13 protein-coding genes, 3 rRNA genes and 2 pseudogenes are annotated in these 21,383 nt (G+C 55.9%); 14 read left to right on the forward strand and 4 right to left on the reverse strand.

Annotation, left to right across the window (positions count from 1 at the left end; genetic code table 11):
• Positions 1-45: 45 nt before the first annotated feature.
• From NQ492_RS12705 to NQ492_RS12740, 8 genes and pseudogenes are all read left to right on the forward strand, one after another.
• Positions 46-888, forward strand: a pseudogene (locus NQ492_RS12705) (DUF4434 domain-containing protein); the annotation flags it as partial.
• 7 nt (positions 889-895) lie between these two features.
• A complete protein-coding gene (locus NQ492_RS12710; protein ID WP_015546791.1) occupies positions 896-2,290 on the forward strand; it encodes a sugar porter family MFS transporter in 1,395 nt (464 codons plus the stop codon).
• A 21-nt stretch (positions 2,291-2,311) separates the two neighbouring features.
• The gene (locus NQ492_RS12715) at positions 2,312-3,481 is read left to right on the forward strand and encodes a n-acyl-d-glucosamine 2-epimerase (protein WP_015546792.1); all 1,170 of its coding nucleotides are present in this window, start codon (positions 2,312-2,314) and stop codon (positions 3,479-3,481) included.
• Positions 3,482-3,492: 11 nt separating this feature from the next.
• Entirely contained in the window at positions 3,493-4,923 is a 1,431-nt protein-coding gene (locus NQ492_RS12720) for a calcineurin-like phosphoesterase C-terminal domain-containing protein (protein ID WP_044054202.1), read from the forward strand.
• A gap of 10 nt (positions 4,924-4,933) precedes the next feature.
• Positions 4,934-6,793, forward strand: a complete 1,860-nt coding sequence (locus NQ492_RS12725; RefSeq protein WP_015546793.1) for an FAD-dependent oxidoreductase — start codon at positions 4,934-4,936, stop codon at positions 6,791-6,793.
• Between the two features lie 13 nt (positions 6,794-6,806).
• On the forward strand, positions 6,807-8,126 hold the full coding sequence (locus NQ492_RS12730; RefSeq protein ID WP_015546794.1) for an alpha amylase family protein: 1,320 nt from the start codon (positions 6,807-6,809) through the stop codon (positions 8,124-8,126).
• Positions 8,123-9,220: an SGNH/GDSL hydrolase family protein gene (locus NQ492_RS12735; protein WP_015546795.1), complete on the forward strand. Its 1,098-nt coding sequence runs from the start codon at positions 8,123-8,125 to the stop codon at positions 9,218-9,220. The genes NQ492_RS12730 and NQ492_RS12735 overlap by 4 nt, the downstream gene beginning before the upstream one ends.
• Positions 9,221-9,398: 178 nt before the next feature.
• Positions 9,399-10,713: pseudogene (locus NQ492_RS12740) on the forward strand (MFS transporter).
• Positions 10,714-10,911: 198 nt separating this feature from the next.
• Here NQ492_RS12740 and NQ492_RS12745 read toward each other — a convergent pair.
• Complete coding sequence (locus tag NQ492_RS12745) at positions 10,912-11,541, reverse strand: YiiX/YebB-like N1pC/P60 family cysteine hydrolase (protein WP_044054207.1); 630 nt, start codon at positions 11,539-11,541, stop codon at positions 10,912-10,914.
• A 231-nt stretch (positions 11,542-11,772) separates the two neighbouring features.
• Between NQ492_RS12745 and NQ492_RS12750 the strand changes: the two genes are divergently transcribed.
• The 4 genes from NQ492_RS12750 (at position 11,773) to rrf (ending at position 16,933) form a co-directional block, all read left to right on the forward strand.
• A complete protein-coding gene (locus NQ492_RS12750) occupies positions 11,773-12,015 on the forward strand; it encodes a hypothetical protein (RefSeq protein ID WP_157359463.1) in 243 nt (80 codons plus the stop codon).
• A gap of 115 nt (positions 12,016-12,130) precedes the next feature.
• Positions 12,131-13,653: ribosomal RNA gene (locus NQ492_RS12755) — 16S ribosomal RNA — on the forward strand.
• A gap of 182 nt (positions 13,654-13,835) precedes the next feature.
• Positions 13,836-16,707, forward strand: a 23S ribosomal RNA gene (locus NQ492_RS12760).
• A gap of 112 nt (positions 16,708-16,819) precedes the next feature.
• A 5S ribosomal RNA gene (gene rrf / locus NQ492_RS12765) occupies positions 16,820-16,933 on the forward strand.
• The 16S, 23S and 5S rRNA genes sit together here, the layout of an rRNA operon.
• A 429-nt stretch (positions 16,934-17,362) precedes the next feature.
• On the opposite strand, the gene NQ492_RS12770 is transcribed toward rrf, so the two are convergent.
• Together NQ492_RS12770 and NQ492_RS12775 are read right to left on the reverse strand one after the other, a co-directional pair.
• A complete protein-coding gene (locus tag NQ492_RS12770) occupies positions 17,363-17,758 on the reverse strand; it encodes a hypothetical protein (RefSeq protein ID WP_015545749.1) in 396 nt (131 codons plus the stop codon).
• 686 nt (positions 17,759-18,444) lie between these two features.
• Positions 18,445-18,996 carry a hypothetical protein gene (locus NQ492_RS12775; protein ID WP_015545750.1) on the reverse strand — a complete coding sequence of 184 codons (552 nt, stop codon included), beginning with the start codon at positions 18,994-18,996 and terminating at the stop codon, positions 18,445-18,447.
• Positions 18,997-19,162: 166 nt separating this feature from the next.
• On the opposite strand from NQ492_RS12775, the gene NQ492_RS12780 reads away from it, so the two are divergent.
• Both NQ492_RS12780 and NQ492_RS16285 read left to right on the forward strand, forming a co-directional pair.
• The gene (locus NQ492_RS12780; RefSeq protein ID WP_015545751.1) at positions 19,163-19,744 is read left to right on the forward strand and encodes a hypothetical protein; all 582 of its coding nucleotides are present in this window, start codon (positions 19,163-19,165) and stop codon (positions 19,742-19,744) included.
• Positions 19,684-19,857 (forward strand): LytTR family DNA-binding domain-containing protein, encoded by a 174-nt coding sequence (locus NQ492_RS16285; protein WP_083810157.1) that lies wholly within the window; start codon positions 19,684-19,686, stop codon positions 19,855-19,857. The genes NQ492_RS12780 and NQ492_RS16285 overlap by 61 nt, the downstream gene beginning before the upstream one ends.
• Before the next feature lie 196 nt (positions 19,858-20,053).
• On the opposite strand, the gene NQ492_RS12785 is transcribed toward NQ492_RS16285, so the two are convergent.
• Complete coding sequence (locus NQ492_RS12785; protein WP_022061147.1) at positions 20,054-21,370, reverse strand: acetyl-CoA hydrolase/transferase family protein; 1,317 nt, start codon at positions 21,368-21,370, stop codon at positions 20,054-20,056.
• Between the last annotated feature and the right edge of the window lie 13 nt (positions 21,371-21,383).

Genomic DNA, 21,383 nt, shown 5'->3' on the forward strand with positions numbered 1-21,383 from the left:
TCCTGTTTTTGAGGCGTTTCAGCACCCGTTTTGACTAATAAGTCGAAAAACATGGGGATCAATACTGTGGTGCTGATCCGCGCCGGGCTGGGACGGTGGATCGCCGCGCCGTTCGAGTGCCTGCTCGAAAGCGAGGAGGTGTACTATCCACCGGTCGATCTGGTGGAGATGTTCCTCACGCTGGCCGACAAATACGGCATGGCGTTCTATTTCGGCATGTACGATTCGGGCAAATACTGGCAGGAGGGCCTCTTCCGGCGCGAGATAGACCTGAACCTGAAACTGATCGACGAGGTGTGGGCCAGATACGGACATCACAAGTCGTTTCAGGGGTGGTATCTGTCGCAGGAGATCAGCCGCCGGACCAAAAACATGTCGCGCATCTATGCGGAAGTGGGCCGCCATGCCAAGGCGGTTTCGGGCGGCCTGAAAACGATGATTTCGCCCTACATCCACGGCATCAAGACCGATCAGGTGATGGCGGGCGACAAGGCCCTTTCGGTCGAAGAGCACCGCCGCGAGTGGAACGAGATACTGGGCAATGTCGCCGGAGCGGTGGACATCCTCGCGTTTCAGGACGGGCAGGTCGATTACCGCGAGTTGTACGATTATCTGGTGGTGAACAAGGCGCTGGCCGACAAATACGGCATGGAGTGCTGGACCAACATCGAGTCGTTCGACCGCGACATGCCGATCCGCTTCCTGCCGATCAAATGGGAGAAACTGCTGCTGAAGCTGGACGCCGCACGGCGGGCCGGGATGCAGAATGTCATCACGTTCGAATTCTCGCACTTTATGAGTCCCAATTCGGCCTATCCGCAGGCGGGACATCTTTACGATCGCTACTGCGATTATTTTAAAATCGACAACCCTTACCGGAAACGGTGAATGCTCCATGAAACAGCGCGCTGACATATCGTACATGCTCTTTCTTGCGGTCACGGCTGCCGTGGGCGGACTCCTGTTCGGATACGACACGGCCGTGATTTCGGGCACCGTCGAGCTGGTGACGGCCCGCTTCGGGCTGGACAGCCTGCAACAGGGGTGGTATGTGGGGTGTGCGCTGGCCGGCTCGGTCGCCGGCGTACTCTGTGCGGGCGTGCTGAGCGACCGGCTGGGACGCCGGCGGACGATGCTCGTCTCGGCCGTGCTGTTCACGGTGTCGGCCGTGGGATGCGCCCTTTGCGCCGATTTCACGCAGCTGGTCGTCTACCGGATCGTGGGCGGGCTGGGCATCGGCGTCGTTTCGATCGTCTCGCCGCTTTACATCTCCGAGGTGTCGGCGGCGCGCCGCCGGGGCATGCTGGTCTCGTTTTACCAGCTGGCAGTCACGATGGGATTTCTGGCGGCCTATACGGTCAATTACCTGCTGCTCCGCATGGGACAGACCGCCGGTTTCGAAACGGCGTGGGTGCAGCGGATCTTCGTCGATGAAGTGTGGCGGGGCATGTTGGGGGCCGAAACCCTTCCGGCGCTGCTTTTCTTCGTCATCATCTTCTTCATTCCCGAAAGCCCGCGCTGGCTGGCGCTTCGCGGACGGACGGACCGCGCTCTGCGTGTGCTCGGCCGCATCAACGGCGACCGGGCGGAAGCCGCCGCGGAACTTGCGGCCATCGAAACGGCCGTCGGCGGCGGGCAGACCCCGCAGTGGCGGCTCCTTCTGTCGAAAGGCATCCGGACGGCGGTGCTTGTCGGCACGGCGATCGCCATTCTCGGACAGTTCATGGGCGTCAATGCCGTACTTTACTACGGGCCGTCGATTTTCGAGCGGGCCGGATGGTCGGGCAGCGACTCGCTGTTCGCCCAGATACTGGTCGGAGCGGTCAATATGCTGACGACGGTGCTGGCACTGGCGATCATCGACCGCGTCGGGCGTAAGAAGTTGGTTTACTGGGGTGTGTCGGGCATGGCGCTGTCGCTGCTGCTTATCGGGACCTGTTTCCTGACCGGGGAGCGGCTCGGACTGCCGGACGGCGTGCTGCTGGCGGCGTTCCTATGCTATGTTTTCTGCTGCGCCATCTCCGTCTGCGCCGTGGTATGGGTGCTTTTGTCGGAGATGTATCCGATTCGTGTGCGCGGCGTGGCGATGTCGATCGCGGGGTTCTCGCTTTGGACGGGGACCTATCTGGTCGGGCAGCTTACGCCGTGGATGCTCGCGAATCTGACGCCGGCGGGGACTTTTTTCCTCTTCGCCGCGATGTGCGTGCCTTATATGCTGCTGATATGGAAGGCGGTGCCGGAGATGTCGGGCCGCACGCTCGAAGAGATCGAACGATACTGGACAAGGTAACAATATAAATAAGATAAGATTATGGACTTCAAAAGATTAGCGGAACAGTACAAAACCGAATTGCTGGATGGTGTACTGCCTTTTTGGCTCGAAAAATCACAAGATAGGGAATTCGGCGGCTATTTTACGTGTCTCAATCGTGACGGCAGCGTCTACGATACCGACAAATTCATCTGGTTGCAGGGTCGTGAAGTGTGGATGTTCGCCATGCTCTATAACAAGGTGGAGCGTCGTCCCGAATGGCTCGAATGCGCCGTGCAGGGAGCCGAGTTCCTGCGCAAATACGGCCACGACGGCAACTACAACTGGTATTTTGCGCTGACGCGCGAAGGCCGCCCGTTGGTGCAGCCCTATAATATTTTCTCCTATACGTTCGCGGCGATGGCTTTTGCGCAGGTCGCCGTTGCGACGGGCAGCGACGAATACGCCCTGATCGCCAAGCGGACTTTCGACCGGATTCTGGAGAAACGCGCCAATCCCAAAGGCGAGTGGTGCAAGGCTTATCCCGGAACGCGTTCGCTCAAGAGTTTCGCTCTGCCGATGATCCTCTGCAACATGGCGCTGGAGATCGAGCCGATGATCGACAAGCAGTTGCTGGCCGACACGATCGGGGAGTGCCTGCACGAAGTGATGGAGGTGTTTTACCGGGAAGAGCTGGGGCTGATCGTCGAGAATGTCACGGAGGACGGACAGCTTTCCGATACGTTCGAGGGCCGTCAGATGAATCCCGGACATTCGCTCGAAGCTATGTGGTTCATTATGAACCTCGGCGTGCGTCTCGACGACCGTGCGCTGATCGACAAAGCGGTGAGAATCGCGCTCAATACCGCCGAATACGGCTGGGACAAGGAGTACGGCGGCATTTTCTATTTTCTGGACCGCAAGGGCGCGCCCCGCGTGGAGCTGGAATGGGATCAGAAGCTCTGGTGGGTGCATATCGAATCGGCGATCGCGATGATCAAGGGCTATCAGCTGACCGGATCGAAGGAGTGTCTGGAGTGGTTCGGGAAACTGCACGAATATACGTGGGCGCATTTCAAGGACGCGGAGCATCCCGAATGGTTCGGTTACCTGAACCGCCGCGGCGAGGTGCTGCTGCCGCTCAAGGGCGGAAAATGGAAGGGATGTTTCCATGTGCCGCGCGGGCTGTTCCAGTGCTGGCAGATTCTCGAACAATGCAAGCAGCGTTAAAATACGGAACGATGAAAAGATATTTACTGACAATTCTGTTGTCGCTGTGGTGTGTCTGCGCATGGGCCGCGGGCAGCGTCACAGTCAGGGGGCGCGTCCTTTGCGGCGGCCGGGGCGTGGAAGGCGTCTGGGTCTCCGACGGCGAAGAGTTCGCGCGCACGGACAAAAGAGGAAATTACAGCCTGGAAGCCGGTGCGGACAACCGCTTCGTCTTCGTTTGCGTGCCTGCGGGCTACGACGCTCCGGTGGAAAAGGGCGTGGTGCGCTATTTCCACCCGCTGCCCGCCGAGGGCAAATCCTGCGATTTCACGCTGCTCCGCCGTGCGGGCGACGACTCGCGGTACGGGTTCATCGCCATCGCCGATCCGCAGATATGGGCGCCGAAGGAGTTTGCGAAACTCGCGGCGGCGGCCGACGACATCGCCGCCACGGTCCGCAGTTACGGCGGTATGCCTTTCCACGGCATTTGCTGCGGCGACATCGTGTCGCACGACCATTCGCTTTACGGCCGGTACAACGAGGTGATGGAGCGTACGGGAATTACGTTCCGCAACGCGATGGGCAACCACGACATGGAGGTCTACGGACGCTCTTACGAAACCTCCTTCTCGAAGTTCGAGGAGATGTACGGCCCGGTCTACTATTCGTTCGACGTCGGACGCATCCACTACGTGGTGCTCGACGACAACTTCTTCATCGGGCGCGACTATTTTTACATCGGCTATCTCGAAGAGCGGCAGATGCGCTGGCTCGAAAAGGACCTTGCCCGCGTGCAGCCCGGTTCGACGGTGGTCGTCTGCCTGCATATTCCTTCGACCTGCGAGGAGCAGGACCGCAAGCAGTTCCGCTACGACCGCGCCGGATCGACGATGACCAACCACAGGGGGCTTTACGAAATTCTGAAACCCTACCGGGCGCATATCATTTCGGGCCATACCCATACGACCTTCAACCAGTCCATCGCCCCCGGTCTCTACGAGCATGTGACACCCGCCCTGAGCGGCGCATGGTGGCAGGGACCGCTCTGCACCGACGGCACGCCCGCCGGGTACGGCGTCTATGAGGTGAACGGCGACCGGATCGACTGGTATTACAAATCGACGGGTTATCCGGCGGATTACCAGATGAAAATTTACAGCGGCCGCGAATATCCCCAGTTCGAAGGGTACGCCGTGGCCAACGTCTGGGCCAGCGACCCGGCGTGGGAGGTCGAATTTACGATCGACGGCGTGCCGGTCGGTCCCGCCGAGCGGTTTCAGGCTTACGATCCCGCCGCGAAACAGCTCTATTCCGACACCAGTCAGATGGACCATAAATGGATTTACCCTTCGATTTCGGACCACTATTACCGCGTCGCGCTGCCCGAAGGGGCGAAGCGCGTCGAGGTGTCGGCTACGGACCGCTTCGGGCGGATCAGCCGGGCCGCAGTCGATTTAAAATAAGCGACCGAATATGAGATTTACCGGACTGAAATATTTGCAGCTGCTGGCGTGCTTGGGGCTGTTTGCATGCGGTTCCGCCGAGCGTTACGACGTGGTGATCGTCGGCGGGGGAGCGAGCGGAACGGCGGCCGGACTGCAAGCGGCCCGCATGGGGGCGCGAACCTTGATCGTCGAGGAGTTCGACTGGCTCGGCGGCATGCTCACCTCGGCGGGCGTGAGCGCCACCGACGGCAATTACCGCCTGCGCGGCGGCATCTGGGACGAGTTCCGGACGGAACTGGCCCGGCATTACGGCTGCGATTCGGCCTTGATGACGGGGTGGGTCAGCAACGTGCTGTTCGAACCCTCGGTGGGCGACAGCATTTTCAAGCGGCTCGTCGCCAGGGAGCCGAAGCTCACCGTGTGGTACCGTTCGGCGGCCGAGACGGCCGAGCGCGAAAAGGATGTATGGCGGCTGGGTGTCCGGCGGGACGGCCGGCTCCGGCAGGTCGAGGCCGACGTGCTCGTCGATGCGACGGAGCTGGGCGACGTCGCCCGGATGGCAGGCGTCCCTTATGATGTCGGCATGGATTCGTCGGCCGTCACGCACGAGGATATTGCCCCGGCCGAAGCCAACGGCATCGTGCAGGACCTGACCTATGTCGCCGTATTGAAGGATTATGGCCGCGACGTCACGATTCCGCGGCCCGACGGGTACGATCCGTCGCTTTTTGCCTGCTGCTGCGTGAACGATCTTTGCGTCGCTCCGAAGGAGCCGCATCGCATGTGGTCCCGCGAGATGATGATCACTTACGGAAAACTGCCCAACGGCAAATACATGATCAACTGGCCGATCGAGGGCAACGATTGCTACGTGGACATGATCGACATGACGCCCGAAGAGCGGGCCGACGCCGTCCGCAGGGCCAAGAGTCATACGCTGTCATTCGTCTATTTCCTTCAGCATGAGCTGGGATTCAATACGTTGGGATTGGCCGACGACGAGTTCCCTACGGACGACCGGCTGCCGTTCATTCCCTATCACCGCGAGTCGCGGCGCATTCACGGCGCCGTGCGTTTTACGCTCAACGACATCACCGACCCCTACGCCGGAACGCTTTACCGTACGGCGGTCGGCGTGGGCGATTATCCGGTCGATCAGCATCATACCCGTTATTCGGGCTGGGACGATCTGCCCGACCTCTATTTCCATCCCATTCCCTCGTACGGTTTTCCGCTGGGCATCGTGATTCCCGCAGGATTTCCGGGGTTGCTCGTAGCCGAAAAATCGGTTTCGGTAACCAACCTCGTCAATGGCTCCACGCGCCTGCAACCCGTCGTGTTGCAGATCGGGCAGGCAACGGGAGCCTTGGCGGCGTTGGCCGCGGCGGCGGGCGTCGATCCGTCCGAAGTTGCGGTGCGCAGGGTGCAGGAGGCGGTGCTCGATGCGGGCGGCTACCTGCTGCCGTACCTCGACCTGCCGGCCGGTGATCCGCGTTTCAAGGCGATGCAGCGGATCGGCGTGACCGGAATCCTCAAGGGGTGCGGAGCCAATGTCGGCTGGGAGAACCAGACTTGGTTCGACGCCGATCGGACGATCGCGGAATCCGAACTGCGCGAAGGACTGCGTGAAGTCTATCCGTCGGTACGCTCCTCCGTTCGGGAAACGCCGGTCGACGGGGCGCTCCTGACGGCGATGCTGGCCGAAGCGCTCGGCAAGCCGGCCGGGGACATTGCGGCGCAGACGGAGCGCGCCGCCGCCGGACTGCTCTCCGGTTACGATCCGGCGCGTCCGCTCACGCGACTCGAATGCGCGCTGCTGATCGATGCGGTGGCCGATCCTTTCCATGCGGCCGAAGTCGATATTTACGGAAACTACAAACGAAAATAGCTTTTAATTTTCCATGAAAAAACTGCTGACTGTATGCCTGCTGGCCTTTGCCGCGGCAGGTGCGACCGGCTGTCGGAGTGCCGCCGAGGGGGTGAAACCCAAACTGATGTGGCTCGACTGTTCGGCCAACTGGGTGCGTTTCAGTTACCCCGATTCGATCCGTTATTATGTGAACAAGTGCCGGGAGGCCGGCATGACGGCGCTGGTGCTCGACGTCAAGGGCACTTCGAGCGAAGTGGTGTATCCCAGCGAATATGCGCCGCAAGTCCGTGAGTGGAAGGGCTTTATCCGTCCCGATTTCGACTTTGTGGGAACTTTCGTCGATGCCGCGCACGATGCCGGACTGGAGATTTACGGTTCGTTCAACACCTTTGCCGAAGGCAACGGCGTATTCCGCCGCGGACTGATCTACGACGGTCATCCCGAATGGCAGGCCGTGAACTATGTTCCCGGCAGGGGATTGATGCCCCAGCTGGAGATTCCGGACAAGAAGGTGCTGTTCGCCAATCCCGCGCTTTCTGCCGTTCAGGATCACGAAATCGCCATTTTCAAGGAGGTGGCGCAGAAGTACGATTTCGACGGCCTGCTGCTCGACCGCGGCCGTTATGACAATATCCAGTCCGACTTTTCGGATTTCTCACGCAGAGAATTCGAGGCCTATATCGGGAAAAAACTGGATCGTTTTCCGGAGGATGTCTATGCGTGGGAGGAGGACGGCGACGGCGGCTGGAGACGTATCGACGGCCCTTATTTCAAACAGTGGATCGAGTGGCGCGCGTCGGTGATCTACAACTTCTTCAAACGCACCAAAGAGGAGCTGAAAGCCGTGAAGCCCGGTCTGAAATTCGGCGCTTATACGGGCGCGTGGTATCCGTCCTATTTCGAAGTGGGCGTCAATTGGGCCAGCAATACGTACGATCCTTCGCAGGACTTCGCATGGGCCACGCCCGAATATAAGAATTACGGATATGCCGAACTGCTGGACATTTTCACCAACGGCAATTATTACTGGAACGTGACCGTCGACGAGTACCGCCGCAGCAACGGCCTGCATAAGAACGAGACCGACAGCGAGATGTCGAAAGGCGACCACCTCAGCGTTGAGGGCGGATGCCGCTATTCGCGCCGTCTGCTGGGCGGCAGGCCCTTCTTCGGCGGTATGTATGTCGAAGATTACAAACGCGATACGACCCGGTTCAAGCGGGCCGTGGAGATGAATCTCCGCGAGTCCGACGGGCTGATGGTGTTCGACATCGTACATATCATCAACCGCGACTGGTGGGGACCCTTGCAGCGGGCCGTCAGCGCCTATGAAGCGGAGGCGAAGCAATGAACCGACGGCTGATTTTTGCGGTGCTGGCGCTGTTGTGCGCCGGCGCCGTTTCCGCCCAGGAGCGGACAGAGGCGCCCGCCGCGTCGTCCGAGGTGCGCTATGTCGGACGTACGCAGACAAACGGCGGCGACGTGAGTTTCGACTGGAGCGGAACCTGTTTCGAGTGTCGTTTTACGGGCGGCTCGCTGGCGATGCGCGTTTCGGATACGAAAAAGAATTACTACAATCTGACCGTCGACGGCCGCGACGCCGGTGTCGTTACAACGTTCGGGACGGATTCGGTCGTGGTGCTGGCCGAGAAGCTGGGGCGCGGCGAACATACCGTGCGGATGCAGAAACGCACCGAAGGCGAGCAGGGGCGCACGACGATCCATGCCTTCCTGCTTGACAGGGGACGGCGTCTGCTGCCTGCGGCGCCCGCGCCCGGACGGCATATCGAATTTATCGGCAATTCGCTGACCTGCGGTTACGGGACCGAGGGGCTTTCGAAAGACGAGCCGTTCAAACCTCAAACCGAGAACTGCAACAAGGCGTATGCCTGCATCATCGCCCGTTATTTCGGCGCCGACTATACGCTGATCGCCCATTCGGGACGCGGTGCGGCACGCAATTACGGCGATAAGAACGCCACTTCGCAGAATACGATGGCCGACCGCGTCGCCAATACGTTCGACGAGGCGGCGGAACCGGCGTGGGATTTCGCGGCGTCGCCGTACCGTCCCGATCTGGTCGTCATCAATCTGGGGTCGAACGACTTTTCGACCCTGCCGCATCCTTCGCGCGATGAGTTTGCGGCCGCCTATACCCGTATCCTGCAAACCCTGCGCGGCGCTTACGGCGACGAAATGCCGATCCTCTGCGTGGCGCCGCGCGTCAGCGAACCGGCCTTCACCTATATCCGCGACTTGTGTCAGTCCGGCGTCGTGCCGAACCTCCATTTCGCGGCTATCCTGCCCGGCTACTGCAACGACGGGAGCGAACTCGGATCGTCGGCCCATCCCAATTATGCGGGACATCGCAAGATGGCGATGCTGCTGATTCCCTACGTTTCGACGCTGACGGGGTGGGAGGCGGAGATCAAACCGATCGAATAGGCGTTTGGCCGTATCGCGGTTTTTTGCTGCTTTTGTCCTCGGTCAGGATCGTGAACTCCGGAATTTCACAATAACAAATTTATAGAAACAAAGGTGCAGAACGGGAGCAACAACCTCTGCGGCTGCAAAAAGTTGATCTGTCTTTATATCAATTCTAACCTAAACCTAAAAAGAACCGATGTCTGCAAATTCCCGAAAAGTGTCGCCGTTAGCATGGGTTCCCACGCTCTATTTTGCGATGGGACTCCCCTTCATTATCGTAAACATGGTGGCAACGCTGATGTTTCGAGGGCTGGGTATCGACGATGCCCGCATTACGCTTTGGACTTCGCTGATTATTTTGCCGTGGTCGCTCAAACCCTTTTGGAGTCCCCTGATGGAGATGTTCAGGACCAAGAAGTTCTGGGTCGTCACCACGCAGCTGGTTTCGGGGCTGGGACTTGCGCTGGTTGCCATGTCGCTTCCGTTTCCCAACTTTTTTCCCTTACGTCATCGCCCTGATGACGGTTGTGGCTTTCAGCGGCGCGACACACGACATCGCCACCGACGGCGTCTATATCACCGAACTTTCCAAGGATTTGCAGGCTAAATTTATTGGTTGGCAGGGAGCCTTTTACAACATCGCCAAGGTCTTCGCCATGGGCGGATTGGTCTATCTGGCCGGTGCGCTTAAGGATCATGTCGGAATCGTGCAGGCGTGGATGGTCGTGATGGGCCTTTGCGGCGGCATTCTTTTTCTGCTGGGGCTGTACCACATCCGTATGTTGCCTTCAGGCGGCATCGCGACGGCCCATGCCGACAGTTTCGGCGGCGCCATGCGCGAAACGAAGCGCATCTTTCTGGAATTCTTCAAGAAGAAATATATCTGGATCTATTTCGCATTCATCCTTTTCTACCGCTTCGCCGAAGGTCTGGTCATCAAGATCGTACCGCTGTTCCTCAACGCTCCGCTCGATCAGCAGGGCATGGGGCTTACCGAACAGCAGATTGGACTTTATTACGGTACCTTCGGCGTGATCGCCTTCGTCGTGGGGTCCATTCTGGGCGGCTATTTCATTTCGTGGCTCAAACTGCGGCGTGCCTTGTTCCCGCTGGTCTGCATCTTCAACGTTCCGTTCGTGGTCTATGCGCTGCTGGCATGGTTTCAGCCTTCGAGTCCCGTGTTGATCTGCGCAGCCATCGTGTTCGAATATTTCAGTTACGGATTTGGCTTCGTGGGGCTTACACTCTTTATTATGCAGCAGGTGGCGCCTGGTTCGCACCAGATGGCTCACTATGCTTTCGGGTCGTCGCTTGCCAACCTTGGCGTGATGCTTCCGGGTATGATCAGCGGCTGGCTCTGCGACAGCTTGGGCGGTTATCACTACTTCTTCATGTGGGCGCTGCTGGCCACGGTTCCCGCCTTCCTGCTTGCCGCGCGCATTCCCTTCACCTATCCCGATACTGAAGAGGTGACAGCCGAGGAGGTCGACAAAGAATTGATCAACGAATGAAAAGATCCCGTGCGACGATGGACAACAACCTGAAGATCGTAGGTCCGGCCATGTCAGATCTGCCGTGGAAGATCGTCCTGCCGGCGCAGAGCGTTATCCTGCCGCTATTGCCTCCGCTGCCATCCTGTTTGCCGCAGTCTTTCCGCAACCATGCAGGCTGGGAGCCTTTATCGGGCTGCCCTTTTGGGGAGAGCCATGTCAATAGTAGCGGGCGACCTCTTTGAGTTGCGGATCGCGTGCCATGTCGTTGGGATTCGTTCCGGGAATATCCTGGGGAATCTCCTCTCCCAATCCGGCAAACAGTTCTGCCCAGAACCGGGGTAACGATCCGTCTGCCGCGCGGAAATTCATCGGCCGGGCCGGAAATCGTCTGCTGCCGTCCGGGGCGAGGTAGCTTTCCCATACCAGTTCGCTGCAATACATCTTGCCGTTGTCCGGTCGGAACGAGTAATCGTAGGGCTGTCCGATGAATTTTCGCGCCCGCTCTATCGCTGCCGCGACGCCCGTCGTGTCGCGCAGACGCATTACCGTAACCGCAGGCCGTCCGTCGATTCGGGCGGAGCGTGCCAGAAAATCGCCCAGGGCCGTGACCCGCACGCCGCCGTCGCTCGTGGCCTCCAGTACCGAATCGACCCCGCGCGACCGCACCGCTATGCCTACGTGCGAGTAGTTCAGTTGTCGCTCTTTGCCTGTCGCGGCAGTGATCGCTCCGGTCATTTCCGATGTTTCTCCGACCTGAAACAACAAATCTCCCGGGTGTAGACAAGGGGCGTTTCGGGCGCAGGAAAAGCCGCACAGTAATATACCTATATATAATAACGATCGCATGGGTATTGTTTTGAAATTGTTTCTGCAAAGATATTAAAATATTTTTACAACTAACTCGCTGATCCATAATCGGGTGAGAAAAAGGCGTGAAAATTGTCGAAAAAAAGTCCCGGAATTATTTGGAAGTTGCCTGGAAAAGTCCTTATCTTTGCACCCGCTTCGAGAGAGAAACACCGCTCGAAAGCGACAAAAACAGGTTCTGAAAAATTTTGAAAAAAGTTCCGAAATCCTTTGGAGATTCAGAAAAATGACTTACCTTTGCACCCGCTTCGAATGCAACACACGGTTCGAAACGATGCGAAAAAAGGTTCTGAAAAAATTCTGAAAAATTCTTTCAAAAAGATTTGGTGGTTCGAAAATAAACACTTATCTTTGCACCACTTTCCGCTGAAAAATCGCGGTCAGAACAGCGGGAGAGGCCGAAAGGCAGACCCCGGAGAAATAAAAGAAATTGTTCTTATAGTAATATATTGAACAGCGTTCTTTGAAGTATTTGAGCAGCTAAAAGTTTTTTCCACTCTTGCAAGAGAGTGATTTCAAACAATACCTTTGAGATTAGAGCTAAAGATTTATAACAAAACATTTTTTTACAATGGAGAGTTTGATCCTGGCTCAGGATGAACGCTAGCGGCAGGCCTAACACATGCAAGTCGAGGGGCAGCACGGTGTAGCAATACACTGGTGGCGACCGGCGCACGGGTGCGTAACGCGTATGCAACCTACCCATAACAGGGGGATAACACTGAGAAATTGGTACTAATACCCCATAACATCAGGACCGGCATCGGTTCTGGTTGAAAACTCCGGTGGTTATGGATGGGCATGCGTTGTATTAGCTGGTTGGTGAGGTAACGGCTCACCAAGGCAACGATACATAGGGGGACTGAGAGGTTAACCCCCACATTGGTACTGAGACACGGACCAAACTCCTACGGGAGGCAGCAGTGAGGAATATTGGTCAATGGACGCAAGTCTGAACCAGCCATGCCGCGTGCAGGAAGACGGCTCTATGAGTTGTAAACTGCTTTTGTACGAGGGTAAACGCTCTTACGTGTAAGAGCCTGAAAGTATCGTACGAATAAGGATCGGCTAACTCCGTGCCAGCAGCCGCGGTAATACGGAGGATCCAAGCGTTATCCGGATTTATTGGGTTTAAAGGGTGCGTAGGCGGTTTGATAAGTTAGAGGTGAAATACCGGTGCTTAACACCGGAACTGCCTCTAATACTGTTGAACTAGAGAGTAGTTGCGGTAGGCGGAATGTATGGTGTAGCGGTGAAATGCTTAGAGATCATACAGAACACCGATTGCGAAGGCAGCTTACCAAACTATATCTGACGTTGAGGCACGAAAGCGTGGGGAGCAAACAGGATTAGATACCCTGGTAGTCCACGCAGTAAACGATGATAACTCGCTGTCGGCGATACACAGTCGGCGGCTAAGCGAAAGCGATAAGTTATCCACCTGGGGAGTACGTTCGCAAGAATGAAACTCAAAGGAATTGACGGGGGCCCGCACAAGCGGAGGAACATGTGGTTTAATTCGATGATACGCGAGGAACCTTACCCGGGCTTGAAAGTTACTGACGATTCTGGAAACAGGATTTCCCTTCGGGGCAGGAAAGCAGGTGCTGCATGGTTGTCGTCAGCTCGTGCCGTGAGGTGTCGGGTTAAGTCCCATAACGAGCGCAACCCCTACCGTTAGTTGCCATCAGGTCAAGCTGGGCACTCTGGCGGGACTGCCGGTGTAAGCCGAGAGGAAGGTGGGGATGACGTCAAATCAGCACGGCCCTTACGTCCGGGGCTACACACGTGTTACAATGGTAGGTACAGAGGGCAGCTACCCAGTGATGGGATGCGAATCTCGAAAGCCTATCTCAGTTCGGATCGGAGGCTGAAACCCGCCTCCGTGAAGTTGGATTCGCTAGTAATCGCGCATCAGCCATGGCGCGGTGAATACGTTCCCGGGCCTTGTACACACCGCCCGTCAAGCCATGGAAGCTGGGGGTGCCTGAAGTTCGTGACCGCAAGGAGCGACCTAGGGCAAAACCGGTGACTGGGGCTAAGTCGTAACAAGGTAGCCGTACCGGAAGGTGCGGCTGGAACACCTCCTTTCTGGAGCCTTGTTTCAAAGGTAAATTTAGCTGCTCACTTCAAAGAAACGTTACAACAGCACCGCTTTAGGCGTAGGTTCGAACCGAGTGCTGTTCACAGCGAAGCGATTCGCGACGTTCATTGACATATTTAAGGAGATGAGATAAAGTTCTCACGCGGGAATAGGCTGTGTGAGAAGTTGTAAGAAAGTAAATAAGGGCGTATGGGGAATGCCTAGGCTCTTGGAGGCGAAGAAAGACGTGGTAAGCTGCGAAAAGCTCCGGGGATTTGCAAACAAGATTTGATCCGGAGATTTCTGAATGGGACAACCCGTCAGGTAGAAGACCTGACACATCGTAAGATGGGCCAACCCTCTGAACTGAAACATCTTAGTAGGAGGAGGAAAAGAAAGAAATATCGATTTCCTGAGTAGCGGCGAGCGAAAGGGAAAAAGCCTAAACCGGTATTGTTACGGCAATGCCGGGGTTGTAGGACTGCAACATTCAAGTAACAATGAACTGGAACGATCTGGAAAGTTCGTCCATAGAGGGTGAAAGGCCCGTACAGGTAAGTTCGTTATGCGATAGCAGTATCCTGAGTAGGGCGGGACACGAGGAATCCTGTCTGAATCTGCCGGGACCACCCGGTAAGGCTAAATACTCCCAAGAGACCGATAGTGAACCAGTACCGTGAGGGAAAGGTGAAAAGAACCCCGAACAGGGGAGTGAAATAGAACCTGAAACCATACGCTTACAACCGGTCGGAGCAGCTTCGTGCTGTGACGGCGTGCCTATTGAATAATGAGCCTACGAGTTACTAATCACTGGCGAGGTTAAGTGCACGGATGCACGGAGCCGAAGCGAAAGCGAGTCTGAACAGGGCGGCTAGTCAGTGGTTGTAGACGCGAAACCTTGCGATCTACCCTTGAGCAGGTTGAAGGTTGGGTAAAACCAACTGGAGGACCGAACGAATAAGCGTTGAAAAGCTTCTCGATGACTTGAGGGTAGGGGTGAAAGGCTAATCAAGCTGGGAAATAGCTCGTACTCCCCGAAATGCCTTTAGGGGCAGCGTTGTAATTAAGAGTCTACTGGAGGTAGAGCTACTGATTGGATGCGGGGGCTTCACCGCCTACCAAATCCTGACAAACTCCGAATGCCAGTAGTATGATTTACAGCAGTGAGCGACCGGGTGCTAATGTCCGGTTACGAGAGTGGAACAACACAGACCAGCAACTAAGGTCCCGAAGAGTATACTAAGTTGATCTAACGATGTTTTGCTGCAGAGACAGCTAGGATGTTAGCTTGGAAGCAGCTATTCATTCAAAGAGTGCGTAACAGCTCACTAGTCGAGCGGCAAAGCGTGGATAATAAACGGGCATCAAGTATACCACCGAAGTTCTGGGCACGAGAGTGCGGTAGGGGAGCATTCCATTGACGTCGAAGCCATTCCGCGAGGATAGGTGGAGTTTATGGAAAAGCAAATGTAGGCATGAGTAACGATAATGCGGGAGAGTAACCCGCACACCGCAAGACCAAGGTTTCCTGATCAACGCTAATCGGATCAGGGTTAGTCGGGTCCTAAGGGTAAGCCGAACGGTGATCTCGATGGACAATCGGTTAATATTCCGATACTAACATATACCTCGATGGAGAGACGAAGGAACGTAAGTGACGCCGCCTGACGGAATAGGTGGTTAAAGGGCGTAGGTATAGGGACAGATTAAGAGTTAGTCCTTGCTGAAACCCGACAGTACGGAGCGGCTACGGCCAATCTGATAGTTCACCCAAGTCGACTTCCGAGAAAATCTTCTAAGTTATAGTATATGTTACCCGTACCGTAAACCGACACAGGTGGTCGAGGAGAGTATCCTAAGGTGCTCGAGTGAATCACGGTTAAGGAACTAGGCAAATTAACCCCGTAACTTCGGGAAAGGGGTCCCTACGCGAGTAGGGCGCAGCGAAGAGGTCCAGGCGACTGTTTATCAAAAACACAGGGCTCTGCAAATTCGAAAGAAGACGTATAGGGCCTGACACCTGCCCGGTGCTGGAAGGTTAAGAGGGGATGTCATCGCAAGAGAAGCATTGAATCGAAGCCCCAGTAAACGGCGGCCGTAACTATAACGGTCCTAAGGTAGCGAAATTCCTTGTCGGGTAAGTTCCGACCTGCACGAATGGTGTAACGATCTGGACACTGTCTCAACCGTGAGCTCGGTGAAATTGTAGTCCCGGTGATGATGCCGGGTACCCGCAACGGGACGAAAAGACCCCGTGAACCTTTACTATAGCTTAACGCTGAATTTGGGTACACAATGTGTAGGATAGGCCGGAGACATTGAAGCGGGTACGCCAGTATTCGTGGAGTCAACGTTGAAATACGGCCCTTTGTGTACTTGGATTCTAACCCTTGATAGGGGACACCGTTTGGTGGGTAGTTTGACTGGGGTGGTCGCCTCCAAAAGCGTAACGGAGGCTTCCCAAGGTACCCTCAGCACGAATGGTAACCGTGCGCAGAGTGCAATAGCATAAGGGTGCTTGACTGTGAGACTTACAAGTCGACCAGGTGCGAAAGCAGGGTATAGTGATCCGGTGGTTCTGTGTGGACTGGCCATCGCTCAAAGGATAAAAGGTACTCCGGGGATAACAGGCTGATCGCCGCCAAGAGCTCATATCGACGCGGCGGTTTGGCACCTCGATGTCGGCTCGTCACATCCTGGGGCTGGAGAAGGTCCCAAGGGTTCGGCTGTTCGCCGATTAAAGTGGCACGCGAGCTGGGTTCAGAACGTCGTGAGACAGTTCGGTCTCTATCTGTTGCGGGCGTAGGAAAATTGAGGGGTCCTGACTTTAGTACGAGAGGACCGAGTTGGACGAACCTCCGGTGTATCGGTTATGCTGCCAAGTGTACCGCCGAGTAGCCGCGTTCGGTTTGGATAAGCGCTGAAAGCATCTAAGCGCGAAGCCATCCCCAAGATAAGTTTTCCCTTGAGGGGCGTAGGAGACTACTACGTTGATAGGCTGCAGGTGTAAAGACAGTAATGTCAAAGCCGAGCAGTACTAATTACCCGAACGACTTTTTTGCAGCAATTCTTTATCTCATTTCCCGAATATGTCAACTCTTACCGAGTGCGACGGATTGTGATGATCTAAAAGCATCACTCGCACGGCTTCGATATATTGAAGCATAGGTTCTTTTAGGTGGTTATAGCAGTGAGGTTCCACCTCTTCCCATTCCGAACAGAGAAGTTAAGCTCACTTACGCCGATGGTACTGCGGTTTTCCCGTGGGAGAGTAGGTAGCCGCCTCTTCAAGGTCAGATCGTAAGGTCTGACCTTTTTTTTGTGCCTAAACCCTTCCTTACCAGGAGGGGTTTTTGTCTTGGAGGGGGGCAGCGCAATTTACAGGGGGAGCGAAGACGCAATGTTCGCCGCCCGACACGGAGTTCGATGCCGGATATTTTCGGGAGGGGGGGGGAAGACCGTTTTTCTTAAAGCGGCGTTTGGGGTGCGTTATTTCTCCCGTTCTGCGAGGTATTCGTCGAGCGTGATCGGAGACGGGCGTTTGTGGCCGGTGCGAAGCTGAAGCTCACGGCCAAGACTTTCCTGGCCGCGGAGCGACGCATTCCAGGACTCGGGAACGGGGTGTTGCAGGGCATTCTATTTCAGGCGTGCATCTACCTCAAACGCATGTTCGCCGCGCTGGATGAAGGGGTAGCCGAACGGCTTTTCGGGACATCGTTAAGCTTCGTTCGAAAAATACCGCCATGTGCGCCACCGGCTGTGCAGGCCGCAATGCGGGCAGTAGAGTTTGTAAAGTCCTTTGCTGTACTTGCGCACGTGCAGGTTGCGCGTGTGGCATTGCGGGCAGCGCGAGGTGTTGAGCCGCTGCTCGTAATACTGGAAAATCACGAGGTTGAACAGGCTCAATAGGATGCAGGCGCATCCGACAGCCCCTGTGTCGCCGAGAAAGAGCGGGACGAGGCAGCCGATCAGGACGGAGATCATCACGACGAGACCGATGCCTTGTATCGCTTCGTTGGGGAGCTGGCGTATGCGCCACATCGGACGCGTAACAAGGATGCCCGCTACGGCAGGCAGGAAACTGATCGGGAGGAGCAGGAGATAGGCTTTCATGGTGGGTATGTACGCCTGTCCCGCAGCGCATGGAATTAAGTTCGGATTCGGAAGGGGAAATAAAAAACGTGGGACAAAACTCTGATTTGCTTTCTGAGGCTCTGGAATAACCTGGCAACCAAATACAGAATGAAGCCCACGTTGGAAACGTGAGCGTCAAACTTCATTCCTTGGTTGCTCTTTAAATTTTCCAGATTTTCAGAAAGCAAGGTCAAAGCTAACGCTTTTATCTGTGTGCGCCGCCGCTTTTCGTGCGGAACCGGCGCTTTTTTGTTGTATTACTGCAACTTTGTGTGTTATTTCATTGGCGGTTTCGTATTAGTTAACGCACAAATATACGGAAATAAGCGTAAAAGCGGAAAAAAACGGGTTGAATAAAATAACCGGTTTGTTTTTCAGGTCTGTGAATCCGCTCTGTTCGTGATTCTCCCATCGAGCGGAAAGGAGACAAGAAGAGGCGTCGCGCGAAAGAATCACTACCGATCCGTTGTCTTTTTCAGATGGGTGAATGCCGCGGGAAATGGTTCCGATAACCCCTTTCGATTCGCAGTTACAGGGAGGTTTCGTTTTCCAAAGAATACCGTGCCGAAGGCGGTCATTTCTTGTTCGGCTGAAGCGGTGTCGCCTCCGATTATCCGCTCATAATCGGAACGGTTCCTGATTACCGGATAAGAGGCGATTTAAGTTCAGATTCTCGGTTTCACGGCAATGCGCAGGAGAAGCGAGATGCAATAGACGATCATGCCGTATGTCGGTGCGATTACGGTTACCCTCACTCCGCTGAAAAGTATCGCCAACTTGCTTTCGGATGATATGCCTGCGAGTTGACCGCTGCCGATAATCTCCGAAATGTCGTATAATCCGGTCATGAAATAGATCCAGCCCAGCATCAGTGCAGCCAAACCGGCTTCCTTTACCCAGCGGGGAGCTTTCCAGGCTGCGAACAGCATGGCGATCAGGCAAATAGTGATCATTGACATCCAAATGTAGCCACCTTCCATATAGAGATCGGCTATGGATTTCGGGGGAGGTGAATAGCTGTCTGCGGTAGTCGTTTCTCCTGTTTCCGCATTCGTTACGGTCATTTCGCCGGTTTTTATCATACCGGCTGGCGGCTGGTTTTTGTCAGCCGATTCAGTTGCTGCGCAGGAAGACTGGACACTGATCTGGTCTTGGGCAAAGGCTCCGGATGCAGCGAAGAGCAGTCCGGCAAGCAGAAGTTTGGTGAAGGTTTGCATGGGGCTTTGTTTTAAGTTAGATAATGAGTTGGCAGGAATTCCTTTTGCAAAGATAGACGCAAATGTGGTGACGATGCAAATTCAAATCCCCTGTTCCAGATGTCAAATCGGCCGGAACTCTCTGATTTGTTTCTGTGGATGGCGATTTTTATTAACTTTGTATTAAATGAAACACCTTGCGACTTTTCTCTATTGGCTGGCTGCCGTCTTTGCGCTGGCGCTTATTCTGGTGAGTTTCGATTACCGGTTCGGCCGGGCGTTGTTTCTTGCCACGTCTTTACTGCCGGGAATGTTCTGTGCGAAATTTTTCCTGCCGATGGCTCTTCGGGCAGAACGGCGCCGGGTTTTGGCTGTTATTTGTGTGGTTGCAAGCACTCTGATCATCGAATGGATGTCGCTTCTCCTTGCCAGTTTCCACACTACTCCGTCTGAGAATTTGATGCGAGCTCCTTTTCCCGGGTTATTTTCGAATCCCGTTTTTATTTTGATTCTGCTGGTGGCGATTGTCGTCCCGGGGGAGTTGCTGTCTCATTATCTGAAAAAGAAACTTTCAGAGGAGAGATATGTGACGTTTATTTCCGATCGCCGTAAGGTTGTGCTGCCGATCGAGGCGATTCTCTATGTGGAGTCTAACGATAAAGAAGTTCTTCTCCATACGCAGGAAGGTCTTACCGGACGCGGACCTGTATTTCGCAATGGGCTGAGCGGCTCGACGATCGGTTCGTCCGTATTCATCGGGCCTATCTGATCAATATTGGGCATGTGAGCTCCTGGACGCCGACGCAAGTAACCGTCCAGGATCGGGTATTGGACATATCGCGAACTTACAGGGGATCGGTTGCAGCCCGTTTTGTCGGGTAAAACGGTAAGTCGAAACTGTTCGGACCTCGCAAGCCCTTCCTTGCCGATCAGTCGTGCGCAGCCCGTTGCCGAGGTGCGTCCGGCTTGTATGTAGGCAGTCCGTCCGTCGGGATCAAGGGGCGGTTGGCCGGAAGATGCAAAAAACGGCGTTCATGCGAACGCCGTTTCTTGTTGCTGTTTCCGAGGTGCGGAAACGCTATTTCATATATCCCTTGATGTAGTGGTGATGCGATCCCCAGCGCTCGAAAGCGGCCCGGTCCAGCTCCTCCTGCGCCGAAGGATGCGCGATGGAGATCAGCAGGCGTGCACGCTCCTGCAAGGTCTTGCCGTAGAGGTCCACGGCTCCGAACTCGGTCACGAACCAGTGGATGTGGTTGCGGGTCGTCACCACGCCGGCGCCGTCCAACAGCGTCGGGCAGATTTTCGACACGCCCTTGTTGGTGATCGAAGGCATGGCGATGATCGCCTTGCCGCCCTTCGAGAGCGATGCGCCGTAGACGAAGTCGATCTGTCCGCCGACGCCCGACCAGAATTTCGTGCCCAGCGAGTCGGCGCACACCTGGCCCGTCAGGTCGACTTGCAGGGCCGAGTTGATGGCCACGAAGCGGTCGTTCTGCGAGATGATGTAGGGGTCGTTCGTGTATCCGACATCCATCATCAGCACGCCCGGGTTGTCGTCGATGAAGTCGTAAACGGCTTTCGAACCCATCAGGAAGGTCGAGACCATCTTGCCGGGGTCGGTTTTTTTGGCTTCGCCGTTGATCACGCCCTTCTCCACCAGAGGCAGCACGCCGTCGGCGAACATTTCGGTGTGGATGCCGAGGTTCTTATGGCCGCCCAGCTGGCTGAGAACCGCATTCGGAATGGCCCCGATGCCCATCTGGAGCGTTGCGCCGTCCTCGATCAGCGCGGCGCAGTGCTTGCCGATGGCCGTCTCGACCTCGTTCGGCTCGGAGAATTTCGCTTCGATCAGCGGGGTGTCGTCCTGCACGAAGAAGTCGATCTTCGAGGAGTGGATCATGGCCTGACCGAAGGCGCGCGGAACGTATTTGTTCACCACGGCGATCACATAATCGGCGCACTCCACGGCCGCCAGCGTGGCGTCGACGGAGGTTCCGAGCGATACGAAGCCGTGTTTGTCGGGCGGGCAGACCTGGATCATCGCCACGTTGCACGGAACGGCTCCGCAGCGGTACAGACGCTGTGTCTCGCTCAAGAAAATCGGAATGTAATCGGCATAGCCGCTCTGGGTTACCTTGCGGACGTTCGCACCCACGAAGAAGGAGTCGAGCTGGAATACGCCTTCGAATTTCGGATCGGCGTAGGGAGCGGGACCCTCCGTGTGCAGGTGATGGACGTGCACGTCCTTCAGTTCTCCGGCCTCGCCGCGTTTGCACATGGCGTTGATCAGGCACTGGGGAGCCGATGCCACCGAGCTGAGGTGGACATGGTCGCCCGATTTGATGACCTTGACGGCCTCTTCCGCAGTCGTAAAATGGATTGGGTTAGTCATTACTGCCAAAAAA

Origin of the sequence: Alistipes shahii WAL 8301 (assembly GCF_025145845.1) — a bacterium.
GTDB classification, from domain to species: Bacteria; Bacteroidota; Bacteroidia; order Bacteroidales; family Rikenellaceae; genus Alistipes; species Alistipes shahii.

Bases quoted from the DNA above. Each gene is read 5' to 3' on its own strand.
- NQ492_RS12730 (WP_015546794.1), top strand. From the start codon at position 6,807: ATGAAAAAACTGCTGACTGTATGCCTGCTGGCCTTTGCCGCGGCAGGT.
- NQ492_RS12720 (WP_044054202.1), top strand. From the start codon at position 3,493: ATGAAAAGATATTTACTGACAATTCTGTTGTCGCTGTGGTGTGTCTGC.
- NQ492_RS12775 (WP_015545750.1), bottom strand. From the start codon at position 18,996: ATGCAAACCTTCACCAAACTTCTGCTTGCCGGACTGCTCTTCGCTGCA.
- NQ492_RS12735 (WP_015546795.1), top strand. From the start codon at position 8,123: ATGAACCGACGGCTGATTTTTGCGGTGCTGGCGCTGTTGTGCGCCGGC.
- NQ492_RS12770 (WP_015545749.1), bottom strand. From the start codon at position 17,758: ATGAAAGCCTATCTCCTGCTCCTCCCGATCAGTTTCCTGCCTGCCGTA.
- NQ492_RS12780 (WP_015545751.1), top strand. From the start codon at position 19,163: ATGAAACACCTTGCGACTTTTCTCTATTGGCTGGCTGCCGTCTTTGCG.
- NQ492_RS12745 (WP_044054207.1), bottom strand. From the start codon at position 11,541: ATGCGATCGTTATTATATATAGGTATATTACTGTGCGGCTTTTCCTGC.
- NQ492_RS12725 (WP_015546793.1), top strand. From the start codon at position 4,934: ATGAGATTTACCGGACTGAAATATTTGCAGCTGCTGGCGTGCTTGGGG.
- NQ492_RS12785 (WP_022061147.1), bottom strand. From the start codon at position 21,370: ATGACTAACCCAATCCATTTTACGACTGCGGAAGAGGCCGTCAAGGTC.
- NQ492_RS12710 (WP_015546791.1), top strand. From the start codon at position 896: ATGAAACAGCGCGCTGACATATCGTACATGCTCTTTCTTGCGGTCACG.
- NQ492_RS12715 (WP_015546792.1), top strand. From the start codon at position 2,312: ATGGACTTCAAAAGATTAGCGGAACAGTACAAAACCGAATTGCTGGAT.